Below are 18,974 nucleotides of genomic sequence, written 5' to 3' on the forward strand. Positions count from 1 at the left end.
TCGGGTTTTCCTCGTGCTACTTTGGAACTGTTGCTACAGTTTCTTCATCGAAACGATGTACCACAAATAATCGAGGTGACGTATGAAAAAACTAATCGCACTAGTAGGCTTAATGGCTTGTTCAATGAATGTAGCATTCGCTGGCGATGGCTCATACACGGGTACCATTGATATGGCTACTAGCCAAACAAACCAAGTTAATGTGGAGCGCGCGGATTCTAACCTGACTCTTAAAGGTCGTAATGACGCTACTTACGGTGGCGTGATGATTCAAACAGACGCTTCTAACCAACCGATTCAATTGCGCGGCCGTCGCGACTAAGTAATCGAAACCATCCCCCGCTTTCAATGCCGCGTCTAACGCGGCATTGTTGTCTTTAGGTAATAGCAACCCAAATTCAACAGAAATCTTTGATAGCTTTTGTTTATCGATAATTAAAAATTAATTGTTGAAATCTTAATTACCGTTTTTGCGCACCTAAATGATATTGATTCTCATTTGGGTGGGCGTATGATTCTCTCATCGACTAGAGAGGAATATCGCCATGAGTAATGTATCGATAAATAATGCATCCATACATTTAGATGCCGCCACAACATCAAAAGTTTCGGCATTCAATAAAATCAAACGTAAAATGCTGATGTTAGGCCCGGCGTTTATTGCCGCGATTGGTTACATCGACCCAGGCAACTTTGCGACAAATATTGAATCAGGATCTTCATTTGGTTACCAGCTACTTTGGGTAGTGCTATGGGCAAACCTAATGGCGATGTTGATTCAGTATTTATCCGCCAAGCTAGGTATCGTTACAGGCAAAAACCTAGCAGAGCATCTACGTGATCACCTACCAAATAAATGGGCGGTGGGCTTCTACTGGATCCAAGCTGAAATCATCGCGATAGCAACAGACCTTGCCGAGTTTATCGGTGCCGCAGTCGGCTTTCAGTTGGTGTTTGGAATTAGCTTAATGGAAGGTGCGATGATCACTGCGGTAGCAACCGTGATGATTTTGATGCTTAACCAGAAAGGTCAAAAACCGCTAGAAGTCGTGATTGGTTCGCTTTTGATGCTGGTCGCGGTTATCTACATTGCTGAACTGTTTTTTGCGCACCCTGCGGGCGGTGAAATGGTGAAAGGTTTGCTAACCCCAACCTTTACTGATTCGCACCAGATCTACCTTGCTGCGGGTATTTTAGGCGCGACTGTAATGCCTCACGTGATTTATCTTCATTCTGCACTGTTCAAAAACAGCTATGGCGAAAGCACCAAAACTCGCCTTCGTACCACTCGCTTTGATGTGTTGATTGCAATGGTGATTGCAGGCTTTGTGAATATCGCAATTGTGGCGATGGCAGCAGCCGTATTCCATTACTCGGGCAACCAACATGTGGCGGAAATTGAAACAGCGTACATGACGCTAACGCCATTGGTAGGTAAAGCCGCATCTGTGTTGTTTGGTGTCTCGTTGATTGCTTCAGGCTTGTCTTCTACCGTCGTTGGCACAATGGCAGGTCAGGTGGTGATGCAAGGCTTTGTTCGCTTCTCTATCCCAATGTGGGTACGACGTTTTATTACTATGGCACCTTCGTTTGTGGTGATTGGTTTGGGTATGAACACCACCGATATCTTGGTGATGAGCCAAGTGGTATTGAGCTTTGGTATTGCGTTGGCGATTATCCCATTGCTTATCTTTACCAACAGCGAACGCTTGATGGGTGAGTTCAAAAACAACAAATGGGTCTCTTACGCAGGTATGGTTATTGTTACTTTGGTACTGGCACTCAACGGCTATCTGATGGTTACCTTAACTGCTTAATGATTTCTCCCTCCTTTTCTCTGTCGATAAAAAAACGGAAGCCACTTGGCTTCCGTTTTTTGTTTGATGCTGAGAGAGAATTAGTTTTGCTCAACCACTTCCAATTCAGCTTCACTTTGTTTTGCTGCTTCAAGCATCTTACGAATGATGAACGATGCACCTAGTGCGATAGCCACCATTACCACCGCTAGGATAGTCAGCAGTTGGAAGTAATCACCGTAAACGTGTTGTACGATTTCTTGTGTGATCTCTTGGCCTTTCTCTAGTGCGATAGACGTAGAGAATGCAGCACCAACGATACCACTTAGCGCGATTGCTACAGAGAACAAGCTTACTGAGAAGTTTTCGATGTGCTTAGGTGCCACAGATAGAATGAACGCAACAACCATTGAACCTACGATAACTTCCGCAATTGCTTGGAAGAAGTGAATCGCTAGGAAGATTTCAGGCATGATGATAACGTCTTCACCAACAGTCGTTACTGCGAACGTTAGGATGCCGAATGCGATAGCGGTTAGCACGAATGCCAATGCAATCTTAGTCGCTGTTGATAGGTGAATATCGCGTTTTTCTAGCATACCAAAGAAGCCTGCAACGATAGGGCCACCAACCATACACCATAGTGGGTTCATTGCCATTGCTGCTTCAGGCTCTAGTGGGATGAAGCCAAACAGAGAACCTTTCAGAGTGTTGATCGCTACCATGTTCATAGAAGTCATCATTTGACCGTAGTAAACGAAGAAACAGGTGGTTAGGAAGGTAACGATTAGGATAGTACCCATCTTCAATGATTCCGCTTTGCTTGCTTTCAACATCAAAGAAACAAAGTAAAGAATCGCTGCACCGCCGATGGCGTAAACGATGTTTTGACCGATATCCATGTTAGAGAACATGAAGAATACCAGTGCAATCATCGCTGCTGAGATGATCGCGAAGAAAATCCAGTTCTTCATGCTTACGCTTTGACGATCCAGATCAGAAGCAACGCCAACCAAGCCTTTGCGGAACACAAGTAGCATTACCAATGCGGCGCCAGCCATCACTGCTGAAATAGTGAAACCACCATTAAAGCCGATGATCAACACAATCATAGGGAACAAGTATTGGCCTAGGAAAGCGCCCACGTTGTTCACTGAGTAGTTGATTGGGTAACCTTTCTCGAAGTCTTCTTGTGACTTAAAGGTACGTTTGTACAAGCTAGGGTAAGAAGGAGACATCAAACCACGGCCGTAACTTGCTAGCGCGATACCACACATTGAAAGTGGTACGTTGGTTGCCGAAGCACCAAGAACAAGCAGTACGTAGCCAGATGCGAATGCTAAGAAGGCAATCGATAGAGAGCGGTAAGCACCTAAAAATTTGTCAGCGATAAAGCCGCCAGCAATCGCAAATAGAGGGCCAATCGCCGAAAATGCACCGACGATCATCATGGTATCAGCTTCGTTGTAATTCAGATCCTCTAAGAAGAAGCGCGTCAGACTGACTAACACGCCGTAAAATGATAAGCCAAACATCATTTGGCAGAACATCATAGATTTATTTAGTTTATTCCACATAATTAAATACTCACTATTGCGAGAAAGGTAGTTATTATTTCTGTTAAATGTTACTTAAACGCTATGTTACATATTGAAACAATTGTCGCATAAAACGAAATTAATGCACTAAAATTTCTAATGCGAAACGTTTGCCTCGCTAATGTGTTGTTCTAGATCAACTGAAAATTATGTGAATAAATGACTAAAAAATAACAATTTGTAAGACTATTATTCTTTTGTGTTTTTTAAGGTTTTGAAAAGTCGCTGAATTAATAAGCAGAATGAAGAGAAGCAAGAGGCAGGCTGATTTTTATACACGAACAAAGGCGTTGGCGGAATTTTGTCCGCCAACAATGAAAAATATTAATTAGCAAAAACTGATATAAAGTATGCTATTCGCATGGTGGGGCCATATGAATCACCGCGAGTCCACCAAGTGAGGTCTCACGATATTTCTTATTCATGTCTTTGCCCGTCTGGTACATGGTTTCGATAACTTTATCTAATGAAATAAGGCATTTGCTGGTGCGTTTCAGTGCCATGCGTGATGCGTTAATGGCCTTCATCGCGCCCATCGCGTTTCGCTCAATACACGGCACCTGAACCAAACCGCCAATCGGGTCACAAGTCATGCCAAGCGAATGCTCCATGGCGATCTCTGCGGCAATACATATCTGCTCATTGCTGCCTCCACGCAGTGCTGTTAAGCCTGCGGCCGCCATTGAAGAAGATACGCCGACTTCGCCTTGGCATCCGACTTCTGCCCCAGAGATGGAAGCGTTGGTTTTGTACAAGATGCCAATAGCCCCCGCCACGGCTAAGAAGTCTTTCAACTGTTTGTTATCTAGCTCCTTAATGAAGCGATGGTAGTACATAAGCACGGCAGGAATAACACCAGCAGCGCCGTTGGTTGGCGACGTCACTACCTGACCACCTGCAGCGTTCTCTTCACTTACAGCAAAGGCAAACAGGTTAATCCAATCCATGATCTCCATTGGGTCGTTCTCTACTGCCGCATTGGCTTCGAGTTTTTTGAGTAGGTTTGGCGCTCGGCGCGTTACGTTCAACCCGCCTTCGAGAATACCTTCGGTATCAAAGCCTCTTTGCATGCACAGCGACATCACTTTCCAGATCTGTTCGGCTTTTTGATCGATCTCTTCCTGTTCACGGAAGGCACGCTCGTTTTGCAGAATCATTCCACCTAGGCTGAATCCGTTTTGCTCCGCTTTTTCTAGCATTTCATCGGCGGATTTGAATGGGTAAGGTACCTGTACTTCCGCTTCGGAACTGCCATTTTCCAACTCGGCTGCGGTTGCAATAAAGCCGCCACCGATAGAGTAGTAAGTTTCAAACGCCACCTGATCACCAGCAGCATCATAAGCCGTGATGGTCATGCCATTTTCATGAAGAGGGAGGTTATCACTGTGAAAGACAATATCGTGCTCATAGCTAAACACGATTTCATGAACACCTGCGACCGAGAGTGTGCCATGTTCAATGGTATGTTGCAGTGCACTCTTGGCGCTGGTCATTTTAATGGTATCGGGCTTATTGCCCATCAAACCAAGGACGGTGGCACGGTCTGTATGGTGGCCTTTGCCAGTCAGCGATAAAGAACCGTAAAGGTCAACTTGCACCTTGTGCACTTTCGCCATAGAGTCGCTAAGTAATTGAGTGAAATGGTAACCTGCGAGCATTGGGCCATTGGTGTGGGAACTGGATGGACCGACACCGACCTTAAAAATATCGAAAATCGACAGCATAATTGACTTCCTTTCTCTGCGGACCTTTGTTCAGGTCTCTAGAACGACATTGTTAATTAGATGTTAATGCCTGAAAGAGTATTGGCAAAGCAAATTTTTGTATACAAATTGTTCGCTAAAGTATGAGTAATTGAGATCTGGGTAATGAAGTTAAACAAGGTAGTGATCATTCTAGGTAAGCGGTTGGTGCACGATCAGTTGAGTGCTGAAGGTCGCTCACGCGTGGAAGCGCTGTTGAATGTTTTAAACGAATTTTGCTTTGAGACGACTGCCTTGGTTTTTTGTGGTGGTGTGACTCAAGGACAAACCGTTTCAGAAGCGGATGCGATGTACCGCTATTTTTGCCAGCTAGCCAAGGCTAGGGAAATCGATTTTCCTGAGCAGCAGGTCATCATCGAGAATCGCTCACTCAATACGGTGCAGAACATGCAAAATGCCGCTGCGGAATTATTGAGAAGTGGTCTTTGCGAGGCCGGGCAAACCATTGAAGTCACTTTACTCTCCAATGACTATCACCTAGAGCGCATCATCGAGATTCAAACCTTAATGGATGAACAAGGCTTATTGCGCGTGCTGAAGTCGCGTTGTGCGGACATGGGGGTAAAGCTCAATATTCCACTCGATCTTTCGCATCATGTGAGTGTGCCTTACCCCAATACAGGTGTTTTAGCGGACGCATTTCTATTGTTTGATGAACTCACGACTTACCGCGTGTATCTAGAGGGAGTCAAGCGTGGTGCCTTTGAACGTGATCTCGCTGAGGTACGAGCAAAGCCCTTAGCCATTGCTCTTGGAGCGATAGAAAAGCTTCATGCGCTCGATTTAGAGCCTGAAGTACGAGGGCAAATTGCAGATATGAAAAAGGCCATCGAAATGACGGCCTTTGATGATTCAGTGGTTGCAGCAGAGCAAGCGTTAGCAGTGTTTCATCCGATATTAACGGCGTTGAACCTGCAACTTGACCCCGAAGCGAATGGCTAGGTAAGCCACTTCAACTTACTGACGCTTAAGTTCGCGACGTGTGCGTACGGCACTTAGCGCGATTAGGCTGTAACACAACAGCTCCATGCCTTCTTCTGAGATGTTTTTCACATCACGTACGTAATGCTCGCCCATTACGTGTTGCCAGAAGCTACCCATGCCGTACAGGCGAGAGAACACCAATAACAAGATCACCGAGCCAATAAGTAGCTTCATGTAAGGTGATTGTAGAATGGTTGCCATTTCGTTCACCGTGCCTTTACCGCCTTGGTACGCTTTCGCACAAGCTAGAGCAGTTAACGCAAGAGCAGGGAAGACCCAAGAACCGTGGTGAATCATGTCGAACCAGTAGTCCATTTCACGGATCATCAATACCGCAAAGAACCCAGAGATCAAGATTGCCGCGTGTGATACATGGCTTTCTTGTTTAGAAATGCGGAAGAAAGACCAAGACGCAACAGCCAACATGATCAGCTGTAAGGTTTCCGTAACAGAGGTTTCTCCCAAGCTTGAACCGAGTAAAACGTAGTCCACGCGGATACTTAGGTTGACCAAAATACTAAGCGCAATGATGGTCAATGCACTTAACATCGATTTGTAGATGATGCGCTTTGACTCTTCAGTAATCACATTGGTTTGTGCCGATTCGGCTTGTTTGACTGTATCTGTTTTCATCCTGACCACCCGCTCCCGTAAAAAATGTGGAAAAAACGTGAAATTTCGTGATGTGCGCGAGAAATTTTATTGACCAAGTGGAAAGTAATGTCAGGGGAATGTCAGGAATAAAACGCCGTTCGATATCGTGTCGCTATGCGGTAAGGCAGATGGATAAAGGGGTAAGTATCAGAAAGTAGGGAAATTTACGGTAAACAAAAAGGAGCTTAACGCTCCTTTGTTGATAAAATTGTAATCTTAGATTGCGTAAATGTTAATGTTGTTTACGACTCGCCATCTTCTTTGTGGTTGTTGCGGTAGTATTCCCACTGCTCAAAGCGCTCGTTTTCAGACAGTTGGCAGTAAGTTACGCGTTCACCATTTTCCGTTACTGTATCTAGCTCGCCGCCTTGCTGTACGCAGTATACCGCTGCTGGGTTTGCTGCTGATGTGTATTCATTTGAGCGAGTTGCACCGTCATAAGTTGAGCAACCTGCCAACACCATCGCTGCTGCCACTGCCGTTACTAAAGTTGTCTTTTTCATTCTTGATCTCCGCATGGGATTAACGAGTAGTGTGTTGATTATAGGAGAGTTTCAGAAAAATATTGTCTTATGTTTGTTAAAAGCACGACGCTTGTAGGGGAATTCTATGCAATTTTAGAATTTGCTCACTGTTCGCCTATATTTGTTTCAGACGTGCTCAAATTGAAACTTGGGAATGCGCATGAATTTCGGTAGTATGCGCGCAAAACATTCACAGCGGATTCTGCGATGAGACATTTGAAAACCACCACGCACCCAGACATCGAACATCTGGATGACAAAATCATCTTCCAACGCAATGCGGCGCGCGCCATTGTATTAGACGGTGAAGATGTCCTGCTTCTTTACACAGAGCGTTACCACGATTACACACTGCCTGGCGGTGGCATCGATGACGGTGAGGATGTGATTGCAGGTTTAGTTCGTGAGCTGGAAGAAGAAACCGGTGCGAAGAACATTCACAACATCAAGCCTTACGGCATCTTCGAAGAATTTCGTCCTTGGTACAAAGACGATGCCGATGTGATGCACATGACGTCTTACTGCTACACGTGCAAAATTGACCGTGAGCTAGGTGAAACGGCTTATGAAGATTACGAAGTGAAGAACGGCATGCGTCCAGTTTGGATGAATGTTCACGACGCGATCGCGCACAATGAAAAGACGATGGCGGAAAGCCCGAAGAAAGGCATGAGCATTGAACGCGAAACTTTCTTGCTACAACTTATCGCAAAAGAGTTGCTGTAACCCTCCTCAGATCAAAATTGTAACTTCCAAGCAATAAAAAAAGTCCGAGCTCCCCCCCGGAACCCGGACTTATTCCAGACGCGCAAGCGAAGCGTCATCTCGATATTCTGTTTTTTGTATCAATCTGTGAAAACAATAGCGGCTTTATATTTGTTGTGTAAATAATTAATAGGTCTAACTATTGGTTTTCACTTTATTTGCACACGTAATGTGATGGATATCTAGCCAATACACAAGCGCAAGTTGGTAAATTATCAGCAAACCACTGCTCTTTCTTATCTTTGAGATACATTACCGTAACTTTTATGCACGCGTTTGCATCGAGATCACGAGTTTGCAAATTGGCAGAACAGGATCTTGTAATTTTACGTGCTTCTGACATTGGTGGAATTTAGTGAGAGTGTTCACAATTCCACTAGTGGAGGCAATCGACTAAGGTCTATAAGCGGTTCGGCGTAGATGGTGGAATGGTTTGCAAACAAAAGTAATGGTTGGAAAGAATCGGTACGCAATTGCTGTATGTTCACCAAACGTTCCAACGCGTAAAAGCGATTGACGTATTGCTGAGTCTCTTTCGGCAAAGTAAGTGCCGTGAAATCTCGACTGTCTGCTTTTTTGATGGCACGTGCAACTCGACCTTCTCCTGCGTTGTAAGCGGCCAGAGTGAGCGCAATATCTTGATCAAACTTGTTATACAGAAATTCCAAGTATCTTATGGCTGCCTGAGTGCTGGCTTTGGTATCAAAGCGCTCGTCTTGCTTATCGTTGACTTGCAAGCCAAAGCGCGTCGCTGTAGCAGGAATCAGTTGCCATAAACCGGCGGCATTGGTGTGTGAGACTGCTTTAGGGTTGTAGGATGATTCCAGCATGGGCACTAACACCAAGTTGGCGGGCAAAGACTTTTGCTTAAGCTGTTTGAAAATATGATCGAGAAGCGGGCTAACGGAATCGAGACGTTGGCTAATTTGCGTTTGATATGGCGCGAGCACTTGATATTGCTGGTCGATACTGGCTTTATGCGGCTTGGCCATCGTCATTGGAGACAAGCACATCACGCACAAAACAAAAAAGCCCACAGCAATCGACCGGGATGGCGGTAGACTCTGCAGGCAAGGCGAGAATCGTTGTTTAGAACGAGCGCTCTTCATAAGTGTGTTGCACAGGTTGTTTGAGTTGACTGACTAACTCTTGGAACGCTGCAGAGCTTTGGCCATTGCTCTGATTGTCCTGTTGGCATTGTTTCACCAAGGATTCCAACAGCGTCCATTGTTTTCTCGCTTGCGTACCAATCTTGGCTGGCAAGGCATTGAAAATACGATTCACACTGGTCTCATTACAAGGCAATCCGAGCTTACGCATTAACTGGCTTCTTTCGCTTGCAGAGCGACCAAGCTGATTCAAAATCGGCATTTGTTTTTGAATGTTCTCGCTTAGCGCCTCACCATCGAACTTCAAATACAGTGCTTTTTGCTGTTGAATCAGCCCCAACAATTGCTGGTAGAGTTTGATGTCTTCGGAAATAGAACGAACAAACTGCTGAATATGCTGTGATGCCGCCGTTGCCATGCATGACTCCTAATGCGCTGCGTTACTCGTGACCGGTGTGAAATTGCATTACTGCTTTGGATAATGCTTTGGTATCTAGATTCAGTTCACCACGTGCCAACGCATTGCGAATTTGCTCAACCTTTGCCATGTCTACGTCTGGCAGGAATTTCATTTCTGCTTGAGCGCGATCGATCGCAGCTGTGTTCGCTTGGAATGCTGGCTCGTTAATTTTGCTCTGTGCGATGGTGTCGACTGGCTTTTTACTCGCCTGCTGGAATTTAGTTTGTGGGACATGACCGCCCGCGACTTTGTCGATTTTCATGCTGTTGTCCTCAATCATCATGTTCTAAATCGAATAGGCGACTAGGGTGTGATGAACATTAAATATTTATTTTTTGTACTCGAAGTTCACCTGCGCTGACGAGTGCCTAAATCGAAAAATGATAACCTGAGTCCAAAATCAAAATTGGGTATGCACCTGATTGAGCCCCGTTACGACAGCGCGTATCACCTTGCCAGAACTGGTGTTTTCTACCTCAATTTGCTGACCTTTTTTACCTTGTTCTAAAGCGACCCCCTTGGTGCTGGCACTAAATCCATCTTTGCTAGCGATGATGATCACTTCGTTGCCTTTCTCGATCAGTGGCGGCGAGCTTAAGTTGGTTGGGTCAATGATTTGACCTGCTCGAATGCGGCGGGTGGTTTCAAGCCCAATGGCTTGGTTTGTTTTCGTGTAGAAATCGTCTTGGCGTGAAATCGTGCGTGTTTCTGATTTTAAGTTTGAGGCTGAGAGGGTTTCGTTGCGGTCGATTGTGTTGGTGGCGACAAGAACAGAAAGCGTCACCGCTGATTTGATTGTGACATTGATGCGCCATGGAGAGCTCATCGCTTCACAACTGACAGCACGTTTTAAATTCCCAACAGGCAACGGGCGATTATCGCGTCCTGTGATTGCCAAAGGTGCGTCACAAACCGGTAGATGATTGGCAGAACCTGGCACCCATATTTGATAATCGAGTTGGTAGTTTCCCCATTGGCGTGAGTGTGCTACTTGCGTCACTTCTTGCTCAAACTGCTCGCCGACAATGGCTTTTAACTCGTCTGCGGTTAGGTTTTTTTCATTAGCTAAAGCACTGACTGAGCTTGCACTCAAAGCCAAACCGCAAAGCAGCATGATTGAGGAAAATCGACCTTTCCCCTTGGTTTGAATGGTTTCCGTAAACCGGAAGCGAGGCTTCCTTCCTTGTTTGTAATTCATTGATATATATAACTAAATTTTATGGCATGCATCTTGTTTTGATCTTGGCGTATTCGAGCCGACTTTAAGGAAAGATGCATGGCGATCACATTCGAAAATGCGTTAGGTGTACATCCAGAGGCACTCAATTTTCGCGTTCAGCGTACCAAAGTCCTCGTCAGTAACCTAGCAAATGTTGATACCCCAGGGTACTTGGCAAAGGACCTAAGTTTCACCACCGTGATGAACCAAATGTCAGCGGGCAGTGTGAACAAACCGGTGCCGAAGTTTCAGGTTGAGGCGCAATATTCGGTGCCTTACCAAAACAGCAAAGACGGCAACACTGTGGAACTGGGCGTTGAACAAGCCAAGTTCACGCAAAACAACATGGACTTTCAAACCAGCCTGACGTTTCTCAACATGAAATTCAGTGGCTTGGCGAAAGTGATTGAGGGACGTTAAACATGTCATTTACTGATATCTATTCGATCACTGGCTCGGCGATGACGGCGCAAACCGTTCGCCTGAACACGGTAGCCAGTAACCTTGCCAACGCCGACGCGGTGTCTGCCAATCCGGATGATGCCTACAAAGCACTCAAACCTGTGTTCGCCACTGTGTATCAAAAAACGCAGATGGCGACGGAAAACGGTGTCTATCCGAATGCGGAAGTGCGCATTGTAGATGTGGTGCAGAACGCGGGTCAGGCAGAAAAACGCTTCGAACCTAACAACCCGTTAGCGAACGACGAAGGCTACGTGTACTACCCAGACATTGATGTGGTGTCAGAGATGGCCGACATGATGTCCGCAACGCGCAGCTTTGAAACTAACGTGGAAGTGCTGACGAATGTGAAAAGCATGCAGCAAGGTCTGCTTCGACTAGGGCAGGGTAATTAATGAGTCTCGCACAATACACTGCGCTCTCTTCTGATGCACCAGTCGCAACTACCGCTAGTGGTGATACGGGCGGCATTTCAGCGAACCCATCGGATATGAACAGCGCAACGTCACTGCAAAACGAGTTTATCTCGCTCATGGTGGCGCAAATTCAAAACCAAGATCCACTTAACCCGCTTGATGGCACTGAGTATGTCAGCCAGCTAGCGCAATTTTCGCAAGTTCAAAGTACTGAAAACATGTCGATGCTGATGCAAAACAGCATGGTATTGCTCGACAACATGCAGGTGCTTTCAACGGCAGGCTTGGTTGGTCAAACCGTGTACGTCTCTTCGAATGAATTTGAACTTGGTGAAGGCGTGCAAAGTGGCAAGGTCGAGCTAGAACACGGTTCGAACCAAGTGACATTAGTCGTCAAAGATGAGTTCGGCCAATCAACCAAAGTGCCTTTAGGTGCACACGGTGCGGGTGACGTCGAGTTCTCGATCAATCCCGAAGAGCTCGGTTTAAAGCCGGGTAAATACACCGTCGCGGTGGAAGTTCAAGAAGGGCAAAAGAGCCCAAATGTTTTGCTGGCAGGCACGGTTGAGCAGGTACGAATTCCTAGCTCAGGTGGCGCAGCACTGGTCAATGTTCAAGGCGTTGGCAACGTTCCTTTCTATCAAATCACTCAGTTTGGTGCTTAACCAAATAAGGAAATCAGAGGTTATTTATGAGTTTTAACATCGCACTTAGTGGTCTGGACGCGACCAACACAGAGTTAAACACCATCAGCCACAACATTGCCAACGCATCAACGTACGGCTTTAAAGGTGGCCGAACAGAATTTGCAGCGGTTTACAACGGTATGCAACCGGGCGGCGTAGAAGTGGCGTCGATTTCTCAGAACTTCGATAAGAATGGTTCGGTGACAGGCACAGGCCGTGCAATGGACTTGGCAATCAACGGCAGCGGCTTCTTCGTGACGAAAGATCACATGGGGCAGATGCTTTACACTCGCGCAGGTGTGTTTGGCACTGATAAGAACAACTTTGTGACCGCAAATAACGGTGCCAAGTTGCAAGGTTACAGCGTAGACAACAACGCGAACCTTCAAACTGGTTCTGTTGGCGACATCAAAGTTTCTACCTCTTCACTTAACGCAAAAGCGACCGACAATCTGGACTTTGTGGCGAACTTCGATGCAAGCGCAACGGCAGTCGATCAAGCGATTTACCCATTCGATTCTTCCGATCCAAACTCATTCAACTCTTCTTACACTACTAAGGTGTACGACTCACTTGGTAATTCGCACACGGTAACGCAGTACTTCACGAAGACATCAGATAACGAATGGCAAGTGAACGTGGAAGTCGACGGTGCACCAACGACGCCAGCAACGGCTCAAACGGTTCAATTCAATACTGACGGCACGCTAGCTTCTCCAACAGGTTCTTTCAACGTTGCATTCCCAGCAGCGGGCGCAAACGCAATGAGCATTGATATCAGCTTGAACGGCAGCACTCAGTTTGGCGCTGCGTTTGGCGTGAGCACCAACAACCCTAACGGTTACACCTCAGGTGAGCTTGCGGGCGTTCGAGTGGAAGACAACGGCATGGTTTACGCGACTTACACCAATGGTCAGTCTCAGCTGCAAGGTCAGGTTGTGCTTGCGGATTTCGCTAACACACAAGGTCTATCGAAAGTGAGCGGCACGGCTTGGACACAAAGCTTTAGTTCAGGCGCGCCAATCATGGGTGTTCCGGGTACGGGCACATTGGGTGACTTAACACCGGGTGCGCTAGAAGGCTCTAACGTTGACTTAACCAGCGAGCTGGTTGCGCTCATGACGGCGCAGCGTAACTACCAAGCGAACGCGAAAACCATTTCGACCAATGACAAGCTGACTCAAGCTCTGTTCAACGCGGTGTAACGGGAGAGTCGCATGGATAGCTTGTTATTTACTGCCACGTCGGGTGCAAGTCGAGTTCTTAAGGCTCAGCACGTACGTTCGAACAACTTATCGAATGCCGACACCGCAGGTTTCCGTGCCGATATGGAACGCGTTCGCAGCGTTGAGCTACAAGGTGCGGGCTTTGATGGCCGCACCATGGTGGTGACCAATTCAGCCGCAACGCGTTTTGATTCTGGCGACATCATGAAAACTGGTCGTCCTCTCGATGTGGCGATCATGGGAGAGGGCTACCTCACCGTCGAAACGCCAATTGGCAATGAAGCATACACCCGAGCGGGCAACATCAAAGTCGATACCTTTGGCGCAATGAGCATCAATGGCTTCCCGGTTGTCGGTGAAAACGGACCAATCGTTGTGCCTGATTTTCAGAAGATTGAAATCAGTGAACGTGGCCGTGTTTCTGTGATTCCTCCGGGTGGTGGTGCAGAAGTGGAAGTGGGCACCTTGAAGATGGTGAAACCACCAATCAACCAACTGCAAAAAGAGAGCGACAGCTTGCTACACAGCGTAGATGGCGTGCCTTTCCCTGCGGATGAAACCGTGCAGCTTTCACCAGAGCACATTGAGGGCAGTAACGTGTCTGCCATTGATGAACTGCTGAGCGTGATGTCGCTGACACGTAACTTTGAAATGCAGGTCCGCATGATGAAAACCGCAGAAACCTTGGCGCAAGCCGGAAACAAATTGATGGCGGCGAGATAACCCTCTCAGCAAGGGGTTCTCGTCCAAAGGAGATAACCAATGCATTCAGCATTATGGGTAAGTAAAACGGGCATGGCAGCTCAAGATACCAAAATGACTGCCATCTCTAACAACCTAGCGAACGTTAACACGGTCGGCTTTAAGCGTGACCGCGTGGTGTTTGAAGACTTGTTTTACAGCATTCAGCGTCAGCCGGGCGCGCAAGTCGATCAAGTGAATGAACTGCCAAGCGGTGTTCAGCTTGGTTCCGGTGTTCGCGTAGTCGGTACGCAGAAAGTCTTCACTCAAGGCAATACACAAAATACCACTCAAGAGTTGGATTTAGCGGTGATGGGGCAAGGCTTTTTCCAAATCGAAAACTCTGACGGTCAGATCATGTACACGCGTAATGGTCAGTTCCACATCAACTCAGAGGGTTTGATGGTCAACAGCCAAGGTTTGCCACTAGAGCCACAAATTCAAATCCCAGACAACGCGATTTCTTTCTCTGTAGGTGTGGATGGCACGGTAACAACCACATCGGCTGACGATCCAACGCCGCAGCAGTTGGGTCAAATCACGCTGGCGAAGTTCATCAACCCAGCCGGTTTAGAAGCCGTTGGCGGTAACTTGTTCCGTGAGACAGAAGCAAGTGGTCCTGCGGATGAATTGATTGCAGGCGAAGACGGAGCAGGCAGCATCAAACAGGGCGCTTTAGAAGGCTCAAACGTGCAGGTAGTGGAAGAGATGGTCGACATGATCACCACTCAACGCGCGTACGAGATGAACGCCAAAGTAGTTTCTGCCGCAGACGACATGCTGAAGTTTGTCGCGCAATCGATGTAAGTAAGAAATTGGTGATGATGAAGGAAAAAGCAATGAAATGGCTTTCGAAGAGTTGGGCAGTTGCCGTCGTGTTGCTGGTGGGATGTGCAGGGCGTCAGGAGTTTATTCCACCTGAGCCAAACACAGAGGAATACGCGCCGCCAGTGCTGGATTACACCTTGCCAGAAGCCAAATCCGGCAGCCTTTATCGTCACCAATACACCATGACGTTATTCCAAGACCGCCGCGCTTACCGCGTGGGCGATGTCTTGACTGTGCAGCTTTCTGAAGAGACCGAGTCCAGTAAGAAAGCGGGCACCCAGTTTGGTAAAAGCTCTACCGTTGACTTTGCTACGCCAACTATTGGCACCAAAACCATTGATGAGTTAGGCGTGAGTATTGATGGCAGCCGTAACTTCGATGGCAGCGCATCTAGCTCGCAAGGCAACAAGTTACAAGGGGCGATCACCGTGACTGTGCATGAGGTACTGCCAAATGGTGTGCTTCGCATTAGCGGTGAAAAGTGGCTCCGACTCAACCAAGGCGACGAGTTTATTCGCCTAACAGGTATTGTGCGTGTTGATGATATCAACCGCAGCAACCAAGTGTCTTCTCAACGTATTGCGGATGCTCGCATTACCTACGCTGGTCGTGGCGCATTAGCCGACAGCAACGCAGCCGGGTGGCTGACTCAGTTCTTCAACAGCCCATGGGTACCATTCTAATGAAGCCAATCAACGCATTCTTTACTTCTTTCCTATTGGCTCTGACCTTGGGACTTCCTGCCACTTCACAAGCCGAAGTAGAAATTCCGATCATGGACTTGGTGGATGTGCAGGGCATCCGAGAAAACCAATTGGTCGGTTACGGTTTAGTGGTGGGCTTGGCCGGTCAAGGCGACCGTAACCAAGTGAAATTCACCGCTCAATCGATTACTAACATGCTGCGCCAATTTGGTGTTCAGATTGATGACAGCATGAACCCGAAATTACGTAACGTGGCGTCCGTAAGTGTTACCGCATCCGTTGACCCAATGGCGGGACCGGGTCAAACACTGGACGTAGTAGTTTCTTCTATCGGCGATGCGAAAAGCTTACGTGGCGGCACGTTACTGCTAACGCCACTACGCGGTATCGATGGCGAAGTGTATGCCATTGCTCAAGGTAGCGTGGTTGTTGGCGGTTTGTCAGCCGAAGGCAGAAGCGGCTCCAAGGTAGAAGTGAATACGCCAACCGCGGGTCGCATTCCAAACGGAGCTACGCTAGAGCGAGAAATCGAAACCGACTTCAACCAGCGTGACGAAATTACTCTGAACTTGCGCAAGCCTAGCTTTACGACAGCGAAGAATATCGCCCGTGAAATCAACAATACTTTTGGTCCAAACGTAGCGAAAGCCATCAACAAAGCGCGCGTCGAAATGCGTGCGCCGATGGACACTCAACAGCGTGTCACCATGATGTCGATGTTGGAAGAAATGAGCGTGGAAGAAGGTCGCAAACCAGCTCGAATCGTCTTCAACTCACGTACGGGTACGGTGGTAATTGGTAAGAACGTTAAGGTTGGTGAAGCGGCAGTAAGCCACGGCAACTTGACTGTTCGGATCTCCGAATCTCAACAAGTCAGCCAACCGAACGCGTTTGCTGATGGTGAAACCAAAGTCGTGGATCAAACCCAAATCGAAGTAAACGAAGAGCAAGCGCAAATGGTGATTTGGCCTCCGGGTACGGAACTGAACACCATCGTCAACGCAGTAAACAGCTTGGGCGCAACGCCAACGGATCTGATGTCGATTCTGCAAGCATTGAACGAAGCGGGCGCACTGAATGCTGAGCTTGTGGTGATTTAAGGAGTTAGCGATGAAGTTAGATACGAGCGGTGATCAAGCACAACTCAATACCATGCTGTATCACGACAACAGCGCCCTAGCTAGCATCAAGAAAAGCCGCGATCAAGAGGGCGCTCTTGAAGTGGTTGCGGGTCAATTCGAGGCGATGTTCCTACAAATGGTGCTACGCCAAATGCGCAGCAGCAGTGATGTATTGGCCGACAAAGACAGCCCGTTTGCTAGCCAACAACAAGGCGTGTTTCGCGATATGTACGATGGGCAATTGGCGATGGAGTTGGCAAAAAAACAGAACTCCGGCATCGCCAATATGCTGATCCAGCAACTGAGCCCTTCAATGCGTGAAGTAGCTTTCGACCAATCACGTAATGTTTCTCCGGCGAACGATGGAAAAGTGGTCAGTCTTGAACGCGCATCACAACTTGAAAACGATGAAATCGCGATAAAGAGCGATGCAGTTAATCCCACGCTGCAAGCGGTCGCCTCTGTTAAACAAGTGCTCGGTGAAGCCGGAATGACGACCGCATTTACTCAGCCGCTGATCAGGAAAATGGAGCTGTAAATGAACCTTGTTAATATCGCCCTTTCAGGCTTAAACGCGAACCGTGTGGCGTTGGATGTGACTGCGCAAAACGTGGCAAACATCAATACGCCCGGATACAGCCGCCAACAAGCGCTAACCGCGTCTGTCGGTGACGGTAAGTACAACAAGCTAAGCCCAGGCATGGGTGTTGAAGTGACGAGCATTCGTCGTGTCACTGACCAGTTCTTGGTGAAGCAAACGTGGTCCACCAACAGTTTAGCGGCGTATTCGGCAGGTTATACCACCGCTATGAGCCAGCTTGAGAACACGCTTGGCGCGGATGGGTTTAGTGTTTCTGCGGGGTTAGATTCCCTCAATGCTGCGCTTAATGATGCCACAGTAAAACCAGAATCGATCCCATACCGTCAGCAGATCATTAATGAATCAGAAGCGCTGGCGCGTCGTTTCAATACGTTAACTGAGTCCCTTCATAATCAGCATAAAGACATGAGTGACCAGCGCACTGCGGCGTTGAACCATGCCAATAGCTTGATGGCGAACATTGCGGATGTGAACAAGCAGATCGTAGAGATGCAAGGCACGGGCGGCAATCCGGCTCAATTGATGGACACTCGCGATGTGCTGATTGGTGAGCTTTCTCAAATCGTTGAAATCAAAACTACCGACCAACCAGACGGAAGCATGCAGGTGACACTCGCTTCTGGTCAGCCTTTGGTAATGGGTTCGGATTATGGTCAGCTGACAGCGAAGCCAGATCCAAGCGACCCATATCTTGCGGATTTGAGTGTCGATTTCGCCTCGCAAAGCTTTGTCATTGACCACTCTGTAGGCGGTAAGTTGGGTGCGATTAACGATTATCAAACCGAAGTGCTTAAGCCAAACCAAGTCGCTTTGGATGACATGGCAAAAGCATTGGCGGATGAATACAACGCTGTGCTGGCGACAGGGCAAGATCTCAACGGCAATCCGGGCAAACCATTGTTTAGCTACGATCCGGCTAACCCAGCAGCGAGCCTCACCATTACTGATATCAGTGCGGAAGAATTAGCGTTCTCCAGCGATGGCACTCCGGGTAATGCAGATGTGTTGAGTGACCTAATTCAACTGAGCAATAAGCCAGTTTCAGTCACTGGCTATGGCTCTCTGAGCTTAAACGATGCGTTCACCGCAATGGTTGGTGAAACGGCGATCAAAGCACGCCAAGCAGAAGCGGATTATGAAGCTAAAGCGGCAATGAACAAACAAGCGCATGCCGCGCGCGACAACGTCAGTGCGGTGAACAGCGATGAAGAAGCGGCGAATCTGATGACATTCGCTAATGCACACAACGCCAACATGAAAGTCATTAGCACCGCTAACCAGCTTTTCGACTCTGTATTGCAGTTATTCTAAAAGGAA

At 47.5% G+C, this 18,974-nt stretch carries 22 protein-coding genes; 14 read left to right on the plus strand and 8 right to left on the minus strand.

Annotated features, from left to right (window positions below; translation table 11 throughout):
* Positions 1–82: 82 nt before the first annotated feature.
* Both KIT90_RS02855 and KIT90_RS02860 read left to right on the plus strand, forming a co-directional pair.
* Complete coding sequence (locus KIT90_RS02855; protein WP_009705043.1) at positions 83–322, plus strand: hypothetical protein; 240 nt, start codon at positions 83–85, stop codon at positions 320–322.
* A gap of 223 nt (positions 323–545) precedes the next feature.
* On the plus strand, positions 546–1,817 hold the full coding sequence (locus KIT90_RS02860) for an Nramp family divalent metal transporter (RefSeq protein ID WP_005443670.1): 1,272 nt from the start codon (positions 546–548) through the stop codon (positions 1,815–1,817).
* 80 nt (positions 1,818–1,897) lie between these two features.
* Here KIT90_RS02860 and KIT90_RS02865 read toward each other — a convergent pair whose 3' ends face one another.
* Together KIT90_RS02865 and KIT90_RS02870 are read right to left on the minus strand one after the other, a co-directional pair.
* Complete coding sequence (locus KIT90_RS02865) at positions 1,898–3,373, minus strand: peptide MFS transporter (protein WP_005443672.1); 1,476 nt, start codon at positions 3,371–3,373, stop codon at positions 1,898–1,900.
* Between the two features lie 374 nt (positions 3,374–3,747).
* Positions 3,748–5,118, minus strand: coding sequence for an L-serine ammonia-lyase (locus KIT90_RS02870; RefSeq protein ID WP_005443674.1), 1,371 nt, complete (start codon positions 5,116–5,118; stop codon positions 3,748–3,750).
* A 144-nt stretch (positions 5,119–5,262) separates the two neighbouring features.
* Between KIT90_RS02870 and KIT90_RS02875 the strand changes: the two genes are divergently transcribed.
* Positions 5,263–6,099, plus strand: coding sequence for a YdcF family protein (locus KIT90_RS02875; RefSeq protein WP_285375119.1), 837 nt, complete (start codon positions 5,263–5,265; stop codon positions 6,097–6,099).
* Positions 6,100–6,114: 15 nt separating this feature from the next.
* Here the strand turns inward: KIT90_RS02875 and KIT90_RS02880 are convergent, their stop codons facing one another.
* Both KIT90_RS02880 and KIT90_RS02885 read right to left on the minus strand, forming a co-directional pair.
* Positions 6,115–6,774, minus strand: a complete 660-nt coding sequence (locus KIT90_RS02880) for a hypothetical protein (RefSeq protein ID WP_039987106.1) — start codon at positions 6,772–6,774, stop codon at positions 6,115–6,117.
* 263 nt (positions 6,775–7,037) lie between these two features.
* Positions 7,038–7,298: a DUF333 domain-containing protein gene (locus tag KIT90_RS02885; protein WP_005443680.1), complete on the minus strand. Its 261-nt coding sequence runs from the start codon at positions 7,296–7,298 to the stop codon at positions 7,038–7,040.
* Positions 7,299–7,526: 228 nt separating this feature from the next.
* On the opposite strand from KIT90_RS02885, the gene KIT90_RS02890 reads away from it, so the two are divergent.
* Entirely contained in the window at positions 7,527–8,045 is a 519-nt protein-coding gene (locus KIT90_RS02890; protein WP_005443683.1) for an NUDIX hydrolase, read from the plus strand.
* A 404-nt stretch (positions 8,046–8,449) separates the two neighbouring features.
* Here the strand turns inward: KIT90_RS02890 and KIT90_RS02895 are convergent, their stop codons facing one another.
* From KIT90_RS02895 to flgA, 4 genes are all read right to left on the minus strand, one after another.
* Positions 8,450–9,127, minus strand: coding sequence for a lytic transglycosylase domain-containing protein (locus KIT90_RS02895; protein ID WP_285375335.1), 678 nt, complete (start codon positions 9,125–9,127; stop codon positions 8,450–8,452).
* A 46-nt stretch (positions 9,128–9,173) separates the two neighbouring features.
* Positions 9,174–9,611 carry a flagellar export chaperone FlgN gene (flgN, locus tag KIT90_RS02900; protein ID WP_009705036.1) on the minus strand — a complete coding sequence of 146 codons (438 nt, stop codon included), beginning with the start codon at positions 9,609–9,611 and terminating at the stop codon, positions 9,174–9,176.
* Positions 9,612–9,633: 22 nt separating this feature from the next.
* The gene (gene flgM / locus KIT90_RS02905) at positions 9,634–9,915 is read right to left on the minus strand and encodes a flagellar biosynthesis anti-sigma factor FlgM (RefSeq protein WP_270051233.1); all 282 of its coding nucleotides are present in this window, start codon (positions 9,913–9,915) and stop codon (positions 9,634–9,636) included.
* A gap of 138 nt (positions 9,916–10,053) precedes the next feature.
* Positions 10,054–10,851, minus strand: a complete 798-nt coding sequence (flgA, locus tag KIT90_RS02910) for a flagellar basal body P-ring formation chaperone FlgA (RefSeq protein WP_122069414.1) — start codon at positions 10,849–10,851, stop codon at positions 10,054–10,056.
* 78 nt (positions 10,852–10,929) lie between these two features.
* On the opposite strand from flgA, the gene flgB reads away from it, so the two are divergent.
* Genes flgB through flgK form a run of 10 tightly spaced genes read left to right on the plus strand, consistent with a single transcriptional unit; the run spans position 10,930 to position 18,968 of the window.
* The gene (gene flgB, locus KIT90_RS02915) at positions 10,930–11,292 is read left to right on the plus strand and encodes a flagellar basal body rod protein FlgB (protein WP_285375127.1); all 363 of its coding nucleotides are present in this window, start codon (positions 10,930–10,932) and stop codon (positions 11,290–11,292) included.
* Positions 11,293–11,294: 2 nt separating this feature from the next.
* On the plus strand, positions 11,295–11,729 hold the full coding sequence (gene flgC / locus KIT90_RS02920) for a flagellar basal body rod protein FlgC (RefSeq protein WP_005432431.1): 435 nt from the start codon (positions 11,295–11,297) through the stop codon (positions 11,727–11,729).
* A complete protein-coding gene (gene flgD / locus KIT90_RS02925; protein WP_005535962.1) occupies positions 11,729–12,415 on the plus strand; it encodes a flagellar hook assembly protein FlgD in 687 nt (228 codons plus the stop codon). Before flgC ends, flgD begins: the two co-directional genes overlap by 1 nt.
* A gap of 26 nt (positions 12,416–12,441) precedes the next feature.
* Positions 12,442–13,641, plus strand: a complete 1,200-nt coding sequence (gene flgE / locus KIT90_RS02930) for a flagellar hook protein FlgE (RefSeq protein ID WP_005535960.1) — start codon at positions 12,442–12,444, stop codon at positions 13,639–13,641.
* A gap of 12 nt (positions 13,642–13,653) precedes the next feature.
* A complete protein-coding gene (flgF, locus tag KIT90_RS02935) occupies positions 13,654–14,385 on the plus strand; it encodes a flagellar basal-body rod protein FlgF (protein ID WP_005435899.1) in 732 nt (243 codons plus the stop codon).
* A 39-nt stretch (positions 14,386–14,424) separates the two neighbouring features.
* Positions 14,425–15,210: a flagellar basal-body rod protein FlgG gene (gene flgG / locus KIT90_RS02940; RefSeq protein ID WP_005432423.1), complete on the plus strand. Its 786-nt coding sequence runs from the start codon at positions 14,425–14,427 to the stop codon at positions 15,208–15,210.
* Between the two features lie 32 nt (positions 15,211–15,242).
* Positions 15,243–15,914 carry a flagellar basal body L-ring protein FlgH gene (gene flgH / locus KIT90_RS02945; RefSeq protein ID WP_005435900.1) on the plus strand — a complete coding sequence of 224 codons (672 nt, stop codon included), beginning with the start codon at positions 15,243–15,245 and terminating at the stop codon, positions 15,912–15,914.
* A complete protein-coding gene (locus KIT90_RS02950) occupies positions 15,914–17,035 on the plus strand; it encodes a flagellar basal body P-ring protein FlgI (RefSeq protein ID WP_038895878.1) in 1,122 nt (373 codons plus the stop codon). The genes flgH and KIT90_RS02950 overlap by 1 nt, the downstream gene beginning before the upstream one ends.
* Before the next feature lie 10 nt (positions 17,036–17,045).
* Positions 17,046–17,594 carry a rod-binding protein gene (locus KIT90_RS02955; RefSeq protein WP_285375130.1) on the plus strand — a complete coding sequence of 183 codons (549 nt, stop codon included), beginning with the start codon at positions 17,046–17,048 and terminating at the stop codon, positions 17,592–17,594.
* The gene (gene flgK / locus KIT90_RS02960) at positions 17,595–18,968 is read left to right on the plus strand and encodes a flagellar hook-associated protein FlgK (RefSeq protein ID WP_285375132.1); all 1,374 of its coding nucleotides are present in this window, start codon (positions 17,595–17,597) and stop codon (positions 18,966–18,968) included.
* Positions 18,969–18,974 lie beyond the last annotated feature (6 nt).

It is taken from the genome of Vibrio sp. B172a, from assembly GCF_030248355.1.
In the GTDB taxonomy this organism is placed as follows: Bacteria; Pseudomonadota; Gammaproteobacteria; order Enterobacterales; family Vibrionaceae; genus Vibrio; species Vibrio owensii.

Excerpts from the sequence above, each read along its gene's own strand:
- flgE (WP_005535960.1), top strand. The coding sequence starts at position 12,442 with ATGAGTTTTAACATCGCACTTAGTGGTCTGGACGCGACCAACACAGAG.
- flgD (WP_005535962.1), top strand. The coding sequence starts at position 11,729 with ATGAGTCTCGCACAATACACTGCGCTCTCTTCTGATGCACCAGTCGCA.
- flgN (WP_009705036.1), bottom strand. The coding sequence starts at position 9,611 with ATGGCAACGGCGGCATCACAGCATATTCAGCAGTTTGTTCGTTCTATT.
- flgB (WP_285375127.1), top strand. The coding sequence starts at position 10,930 with ATGGCGATCACATTCGAAAATGCGTTAGGTGTACATCCAGAGGCACTC.
- KIT90_RS02880 (WP_039987106.1), bottom strand. The coding sequence starts at position 6,774 with ATGAAAACAGATACAGTCAAACAAGCCGAATCGGCACAAACCAATGTG.
- flgA (WP_122069414.1), bottom strand. The coding sequence starts at position 10,851 with ATGAATTACAAACAAGGAAGGAAGCCTCGCTTCCGGTTTACGGAAACC.
- flgH (WP_005435900.1), top strand. The coding sequence starts at position 15,243 with ATGAAATGGCTTTCGAAGAGTTGGGCAGTTGCCGTCGTGTTGCTGGTG.
- KIT90_RS02875 (WP_285375119.1), top strand. The coding sequence starts at position 5,263 with ATGAAGTTAAACAAGGTAGTGATCATTCTAGGTAAGCGGTTGGTGCAC.
- flgG (WP_005432423.1), top strand. The coding sequence starts at position 14,425 with ATGCATTCAGCATTATGGGTAAGTAAAACGGGCATGGCAGCTCAAGAT.
- KIT90_RS02885 (WP_005443680.1), bottom strand. The coding sequence starts at position 7,298 with ATGAAAAAGACAACTTTAGTAACGGCAGTGGCAGCAGCGATGGTGTTG.
- KIT90_RS02860 (WP_005443670.1), top strand. The coding sequence starts at position 546 with ATGAGTAATGTATCGATAAATAATGCATCCATACATTTAGATGCCGCC.
- flgF (WP_005435899.1), top strand. The coding sequence starts at position 13,654 with ATGGATAGCTTGTTATTTACTGCCACGTCGGGTGCAAGTCGAGTTCTT.
- KIT90_RS02870 (WP_005443674.1), bottom strand. The coding sequence starts at position 5,118 with ATGCTGTCGATTTTCGATATTTTTAAGGTCGGTGTCGGTCCATCCAGT.
- KIT90_RS02855 (WP_009705043.1), top strand. The coding sequence starts at position 83 with ATGAAAAAACTAATCGCACTAGTAGGCTTAATGGCTTGTTCAATGAAT.
- flgM (WP_270051233.1), bottom strand. The coding sequence starts at position 9,915 with ATGAAAATCGACAAAGTCGCGGGCGGTCATGTCCCACAAACTAAATTC.
- KIT90_RS02955 (WP_285375130.1), top strand. The coding sequence starts at position 17,046 with ATGAAGTTAGATACGAGCGGTGATCAAGCACAACTCAATACCATGCTG.
- KIT90_RS02950 (WP_038895878.1), top strand. The coding sequence starts at position 15,914 with ATGAAGCCAATCAACGCATTCTTTACTTCTTTCCTATTGGCTCTGACC.
- KIT90_RS02890 (WP_005443683.1), top strand. The coding sequence starts at position 7,527 with ATGAGACATTTGAAAACCACCACGCACCCAGACATCGAACATCTGGAT.
- flgC (WP_005432431.1), top strand. The coding sequence starts at position 11,295 with ATGTCATTTACTGATATCTATTCGATCACTGGCTCGGCGATGACGGCG.
- flgK (WP_285375132.1), top strand. The coding sequence starts at position 17,595 with ATGAACCTTGTTAATATCGCCCTTTCAGGCTTAAACGCGAACCGTGTG.
- KIT90_RS02865 (WP_005443672.1), bottom strand. The coding sequence starts at position 3,373 with ATGTGGAATAAACTAAATAAATCTATGATGTTCTGCCAAATGATGTTT.